Source organism: Bacillus cereus, assembly GCF_002567495.1.
Taxonomy (GTDB): domain Bacteria; phylum Bacillota; class Bacilli; order Bacillales; family Bacillaceae_G; genus Bacillus_A; species Bacillus_A cereus_AQ.
The window spans coordinates 41,981-48,298 of record NZ_NVAP01000061.1; the positions used below are offsets into that span (position 1 = coordinate 41,981).

Genomic DNA, 6,318 nt, shown 5'->3' on the forward strand with positions numbered 1-6,318 from the left:
AATGATATTAATGATTGATAATTATGATTCTTTTACATTTAATTTAGTGCAGTTTCTTGGAGAACTTGGACAAGAGCTTGTTGTTAAGCGTAATGATGAAGTGAGTATTGCAGATATTGAGAATATGAAACCAGATTTCTTAATGATTTCGCCAGGTCCGTGTAGTCCTAATGAAGCGGGGATTAGTATGGAAGTTATTAAATACTTTGCTGGGGAGATTCCGATTTTTGGAGTTTGTCTTGGGCATCAATCGATTGCGCAAGTGTTTGGTGGAGAAGTTGTTCGTGCAGAGCGATTAATGCATGGGAAAACGTCGCTTATGCATCATGATGGGAAAACGATTTTCTCGGATATTCCTAATCCATTTACTGCAACGCGTTATCATTCCCTTATTGTTAAGAAGGAGTCATTGCCAGATTGTTTAGAGGTAACATCTTGGACGGAGGAAGGGGAAATTATGGCGCTTCGTCATAAGACTTTGCCGATAGAGGGTGTACAATTCCACCCAGAATCTATTATGACTTCTCATGGAAAAGAGTTACTACAGAACTTCATTCATAAATATAGTCCAAGTGTAACATCATGTTAATTTACGTAAATGGCGAGTATGTAGAAGCGAGTGAAGCAAAAATCTCTCCTTATGACCATGGTTATTTATATGGGCTGGGGGTTTTTGAGACATTTCGTATTTATAATGGCCATCCTTTCTTGTTGGATGATCATTATGACCGTTTAATAGGTGCGCTAGATACATTGCAAATTAAATGGACAATGACAAAAGATGACGTGATGCTTATTTTGAAAAATCTACTCGCTAAGAATGAGTTGGAGCATGCATATGTACGTTTTAATGTATCAGCGGGGATAGATGAAATAGGGTTACAAACGGAAATGTATAAAGAGCCTTCAGTTATTGTTTTTATAAAACCTTTAACAGCTCCGGGAGATGTATTAGAAAAAGAAGGGGTTATTTTAAAACAAGTGCGAAATACACCGGAAGGAACATTTCGCCTGAAGTCTCATCATTATTTAAATAATATTTTAGGGAAGCGTGAAATTGGAAATGTTGTGAGTAAGGAAGGTATTTTCCTTACTGAAGCAGGTTATGTTGCAGAAGGTATTGTTTCGAACCTCTTTTTTGTGAAAGGTGATGTTTTATATACACCTTCGCTAAAAACAGGGATTTTAAATGGTATCACTCGTGCGTTTATTATAAAGATTGCTGAGGAATTGAATATGGAAGTAAAGGAAGCTTTCTTTACAAAAGATGAATTACTTTCAGCAGATGAAGTCTTCGTAACGAACTCCATTCAAGAAATTGTTCCGCTTTATCGTATAGAAACGCAGGATTTCCCGGGTAAAGTGGGAGTGGTTACAAAAAAATTAATGTACCTTTATGGAATGCAGAGAGAGAAATTGTGGAGCAGAAATGAATTACGAAGAGGAGATGTGTAGTTTGAAGTGGGATTATGATTTACGCTGCGGCGAATATACATTGAATTTAAATGAAAAGACATTAATTATGGGAATCTTAAATGTAACACCGGATTCGTTTTCTGATGGCGGGAGTTACAACGAGGTAGATGCTGCGGTACGCCACGCAAAAGAAATGCAAGGCGAAGGTGCTCATATTATTGATATTGGTGGTGAATCTACTCGTCCGGGTTTTGCTAAAGTATCAGTAGAAGACGAAATAAAGCGAGTTGTCCCAATGATTCAAGCAGTTTCAAAAGAAGTGAAATTGCCTATATCTATCGATACATATAAAGCTGAAGTTGCAAAACGAGCAATTGAGGCTGGTGCTCATATTATTAATGATATTTGGGGAGCGAAGGCGGAGCCGAAAATTGCTGAAGTCGCAGCCCATTATGATGTACCTATCATTTTGATGCATAACCGCGATAATATGAATTATCGTAATTTAATGGCGGATATGATTGCTGATTTATATGACAGTATTAAAATTGCTAAAGATGCTGGTGTGCGAGATGAGAATATTATTTTAGATCCGGGCATCGGTTTCGCTAAAACGCCGGAACAAAACTTAGAAGCAATGTGTAATTTAGAGCAGTTAAATGTGCTAGGTTATCCAGTTCTTTTAGGTACTTCAAGAAAGTCCTTTATTGGGCACGTGCTAGATTTGCCGGTAGAGGAACGTCTTGAAGGAACGGGAGCTACTGTGTGTCTTGGTATTGAAAAGGGTTGTGAGTTCGTTCGTGTTCATGATGTGAAAGAAATGGCGCGCATGGCTAAGATGATGGATGCAATGATTGGTAAGGGGGTAAAGTAATTGGATAAAATTTATATCCATGATATGGAATTTTACGGTTATCATGGTGTGTTTCCAGAGGAAAATAAATTAGGGCAGAGATTTAAAGTTGATTTAACGGTGGAAATAGATTTAAAACGCGCGGGAGAAAGTGATGACTTAGAGCATTCGGTCAATTATGGAGAGCTTTTTGAATTATGTAGAACAGTTGTCGAGGATAGAACGTATAAGCTTGTAGAGAGTATCGCTGAAAATATTGCTTCGGACATATTAAAGCAATATGAAAGTATTTCACGGTGTACAATTAAGGTAATTAAACCGGATCCGCCGATACCGGGCCATTATCGCGCTGTAGCAGTAGAAATTACGAGAGAACGTCCATGAATAATATAGCGTACATTGCATTAGGGTCAAATATTGGAGAGCGTTATACGTATTTAACTGAAGCAATTCAGTTTTTAAATAAAAGTCCGTATATCCAAGTTGATGATGTTTCATCAGTGTATGAAACTGATCCAGTTGGCTATACTGACCAAAGTTGTTTTTTGAATTTAGTTATAAAAATTTCTACCAATTTATCACCACAAGAATTATTGAAAGTAACACAAAAAGTAGAAAATGACCTAGGAAGAAAAAGGGAAATTAGGTGGGGGCCGAGAACTATCGACCTTGACATTTTACTTTATAATCAAGAAAATATTGAAGCAGAGAATCTTATTGTTCCGCATCCGCGGATGTTCGAAAGAGCTTTTGTTATCGTTCCGTTGTTAGAGATTAATCAAGATATTAAACAAAACATTTCACGTTCACAAGTAGAAGAAATGAAAAGGCGAGAGGGAGTAACGGTATGGAAGCAGAAAAATGGGGAAGACGCATTCGTGCTTTTCGAAAGCTAAAAGGCTACACACAAGAAGGTTTTGCTAAAGAATTAGGGGTATCTGTATCTGTTTTAGGTGAGGTTGAGAGAGGGAATCGATCACCTTCTCAAGATTTTGTAGTAGAAGTTGCTAAGGCATTAAATGTTTCGATAGATGAATTAATGCCAAAGTGACTGTACAGGAAGGAGTAGATTGATTGTTAAAGATTGCAAATATTGAGATGAAAAATCCGGTTGTACTAGCACCGATGGCGGGAGTGTGTAACTCTGCATTCCGTTTAACAGTAAAAGAATTTGGTGCAGGCTTAGTTTGTGCTGAAATGGTAAGTGATAAGGCGATATTACTTAATAATAAAAGAACGTTAGATATGTTATATATCGACGAGAGAGAAAAGCCATTAAGTTTACAAATTTTTGGTGGAGAGAAAGAAACTCTTGTAGATGCTGCGAAATATGTAGATAAATATACGACAGCAGACATTATTGATATTAATATGGGTTGTCCAGTACCGAAAATCACTAAGTGTGATGCAGGAGCAAAGTGGCTTTTAGATCCCAATAAAATATATGAAATGGTAGCGGCAGTTGTAGATGCTGTTGAAAAGCCGGTTACGGTTAAAATGCGTATTGGTTGGGATGAAGAACATATTTTCGCAATAGAAAATGCTAGAGCTGTTGAACGTGCTGGTGGACAAGCGGTAGCGGTTCATGGGCGTACACGAGTGCAAATGTATGAAGGAAAAGCAGATTGGGATATTATTAAACAAGTAAAGCAAGCTGTGAATATCCCGGTTATTGGAAATGGTGATGTTGAAACACCGCAAGATGCTAAGCGTATGCTTGATGAAATTGGTGTAGATGGTGTTATGATTGGCCGCGCTGCTCTTGGAGATCCGTGGATGATTTATCGTACGGTAAAGTATTTAGAGACGGGTGAATTAATGCCGGAACCAACAGTGCGCGAGAAAATTGATGTGTGTATGTTGCATCTAGATCGTCTTATTGATTTAAAGAACGAAAATGTTGCTGTAAGAGAGATGAGAAAGCATGCAGCTTGGTATTTAAAAGGTGTTCGTGGTAACGCGAGTGTGCGTAATGGTATCAATACTTGCAACACACGTGAAGACCTTGCGAATGTATTAGGTGCATTTGTAGAGGAAGTAGAAGCGAAACAACAAACAATTTATGTTGGTTAATAAGGGGACGGAGAAGATTGACATTCTTCTACACACTTCCTATAATTACGTGAAAGAAAGAAGAACTGCCAGTTAGTTGCTGGCAGTTTTTCTAGTTGAGTAGAAAATGCTATACTGTATATATTGTAAAAATTAATAGAGCTGGAGTGATATTAATATCATGGATAACATGAACCACGAAGAATTAAACGACCAATTGATTGTTCGTCGTGAAAAGCTACATAATTTACGTGAGCAAGGAATCGATCCGTTCGGTAAACGATTTGAACGCACAAATTCAACAACGGACTTAGTAAGTCTATATGGAGAATTCTCTAAAGAAGAATTAGAAGAGAAAGAAATCACTGTTTCTATCGCCGGTCGTATTATGACAAAACGCGGCAAAGGAAAAGCTGGATTCGCGCACATTCAAGATTTACATGGACAAGTTCAAATTTACGTTCGTAAAGATACTGTTGGAGATGAAGAGTACGAGTTATTTACGACAGCGGATTTAGGTGACTTAGTAGGTATTGAAGGTAAAGTGTTCAAAACGAACGTTGGAGAACTTTCAGTAAAAGTAACAGGATTTACATTATTAACGAAATCTCTTCGTCCATTACCGGATAAATACCACGGATTAAAAGATGTTGAACAACGTTACCGTCAGCGTTACTTGGACTTAATTACAAGTATGGAAAGTCGTGAAACATTCGTTACTCGTAGTAAAATCATTCGTGAGATGAGAAGATATTTAGATGACAATGGTTATCTAGAAGTGGAAACACCTATGATGCATGCAATTGCAGGTGGAGCTTCTGCACGTCCTTTCATTACACACCATAATGCGTTAGATATGGAATTATATATGCGTATCGCAATTGAGCTTCACTTAAAACGCCTTATTGTGGGTGGATTAGAAAAAGTTTATGAAATCGGTCGTGTATTCCGTAATGAGGGTGTATCAACTCGTCATAACCCTGAGTTTACGATGATTGAATTATATGAAGCGTATGCTGATTATAAAGATATTATGAAACTAACAGAAAATATGGTTGCTCATATTGCGAAGCAAGTACTAGGTACAACAACAATCCAATATGGTGATTATGAAATTAATCTAGAACCAGAATGGACACGTCTTCATATGGTAGATGCAATTAAGGAACATTCTGGAGCAGATTTCTGGAATCCAATGAGTGTAGAAGAAGCACGTGAACTTGCAAAAGAACATAATGTAGATATTAAAGATACAATGGAAGTTGGTCATATTATAAATGAATTCTTCGAACAAAAAGTAGAAGATAAATTAATCCAACCAACATTTATTTACGGTCATCCGGTAGAAATTTCGCCACTTGCGAAAAAGAATGATGAAGATCCACGATTCACAGATCGTTTCGAATTATTTATCGTTGCACGTGAACATGCGAATGCATTCACTGAGTTAAATGATCCAATCGATCAAAAAGAACGTTTTGAAGCCCAATTAAAAGAGCGCGAACAAGGTAATGACGAAGCTCATATGATGGATGACGATTATATTGAAGCTCTTGAGTACGGTATGCCTCCTACGGGTGGATTAGGAATTGGTATTGATCGTCTAGTTATGTTATTAACAAATGCACCATCTATTCGTGATGTATTATTATTCCCTGCTATGCGCCATAAACAAGACTAAGCTTTGGAGATTTCTCCAAAGCTTTTTTTATTTGAGTATGAGTTGCATGGGTATAATAGATCTTGATGGTGCGAGAAATTATATTTATATAGAAGAAATGTGCTGTTTTTATACTTTTTTACTAAGTTGAAAATTTTATTAGAAAAACTATTGCATTTTAATAATTAAACTGGTATATTTATATCCGTTGCCACGAAAGGTAACAAGCAAAACAAACGAAAAACAACTTATTGAAAAAAGTTGTTGACGAAAATATAACAAAATGTTATATTGATAAAGTCGCTTCTGAGCGACAGCGTAGTTCTTTGAAAACTGA

General features: G+C 37.0%; 8 protein-coding genes. All 8 read left to right on the forward strand.

Translation table 11 applies throughout. The annotated features are described in order from the left end of the window. Window position 1 precedes the first annotated feature (1 nt). The 8 genes from pabA to lysS all read left to right on the forward strand — a co-directional run bounded on the left by pabA (window position 2) and on the right by lysS (window position 6,002). Window positions 2-589, forward strand: coding sequence for an aminodeoxychorismate/anthranilate synthase component II (gene pabA / locus COK05_RS27315; protein ID WP_098615032.1), 588 nt, complete (start codon window positions 2-4; stop codon window positions 587-589). Further along, window positions 583-1,455, forward strand: a complete 873-nt coding sequence (gene pabC, locus COK05_RS27320) for an aminodeoxychorismate lyase (RefSeq protein ID WP_098615033.1) — start codon at window positions 583-585, stop codon at window positions 1,453-1,455. Before pabA ends, pabC begins: the two co-directional genes overlap by 7 nt. After that, window positions 1,430-2,290 carry a dihydropteroate synthase gene (gene folP, locus COK05_RS27325; RefSeq protein ID WP_141539279.1) on the forward strand — a complete coding sequence of 287 codons (861 nt, stop codon included), beginning with the start codon at window positions 1,430-1,432 and terminating at the stop codon, window positions 2,288-2,290. The genes pabC and folP overlap by 26 nt, the downstream gene beginning before the upstream one ends. Further along, window positions 2,291-2,653: a dihydroneopterin aldolase gene (gene folB / locus COK05_RS27330; protein WP_098615035.1), complete on the forward strand. Its 363-nt coding sequence runs from the start codon at window positions 2,291-2,293 to the stop codon at window positions 2,651-2,653. Continuing rightward, window positions 2,650-3,165, forward strand: coding sequence for a 2-amino-4-hydroxy-6-hydroxymethyldihydropteridine diphosphokinase (folK, locus tag COK05_RS27335; protein ID WP_001059456.1), 516 nt, complete (start codon window positions 2,650-2,652; stop codon window positions 3,163-3,165). Before folB ends, folK begins: the two co-directional genes overlap by 4 nt. After that, a complete protein-coding gene (locus COK05_RS27340; RefSeq protein ID WP_000387030.1) occupies window positions 3,117-3,320 on the forward strand; it encodes a helix-turn-helix domain-containing protein in 204 nt (67 codons plus the stop codon). Before folK ends, COK05_RS27340 begins: the two co-directional genes overlap by 49 nt. A gap of 23 nt (window positions 3,321-3,343) precedes the next feature. Next, window positions 3,344-4,342 (forward strand): tRNA dihydrouridine synthase DusB, encoded by a 999-nt coding sequence (dusB, locus tag COK05_RS27345; RefSeq protein ID WP_098615036.1) that lies wholly within the window; start codon window positions 3,344-3,346, stop codon window positions 4,340-4,342. Between the two features lie 160 nt (window positions 4,343-4,502). Next, window positions 4,503-6,002 (forward strand): lysine--tRNA ligase, encoded by a 1,500-nt coding sequence (gene lysS, locus COK05_RS27350; RefSeq protein ID WP_098615037.1) that lies wholly within the window; start codon window positions 4,503-4,505, stop codon window positions 6,000-6,002. The last annotated feature ends 316 nt before the right edge of the window (window positions 6,003-6,318 follow it).

What these genes read in the sequence shown, in the direction of transcription:
- pabA (WP_098615032.1), top strand. Translation starts at nt 2, where the DNA reads ATGATATTAATGATTGATAATTATGATTCTTTTACATTTAATTTAGTG.
- pabC (WP_098615033.1), top strand. Translation starts at nt 583, where the DNA reads ATGTTAATTTACGTAAATGGCGAGTATGTAGAAGCGAGTGAAGCAAAA.
- folP (WP_141539279.1), top strand. Translation starts at nt 1,430, where the DNA reads ATGAATTACGAAGAGGAGATGTGTAGTTTGAAGTGGGATTATGATTTA.
- folK (WP_001059456.1), top strand. Translation starts at nt 2,650, where the DNA reads ATGAATAATATAGCGTACATTGCATTAGGGTCAAATATTGGAGAGCGT.
- COK05_RS27340 (WP_000387030.1), top strand. Translation starts at nt 3,117, where the DNA reads ATGGAAGCAGAAAAATGGGGAAGACGCATTCGTGCTTTTCGAAAGCTA.
- lysS (WP_098615037.1), top strand. Translation starts at nt 4,503, where the DNA reads ATGGATAACATGAACCACGAAGAATTAAACGACCAATTGATTGTTCGT.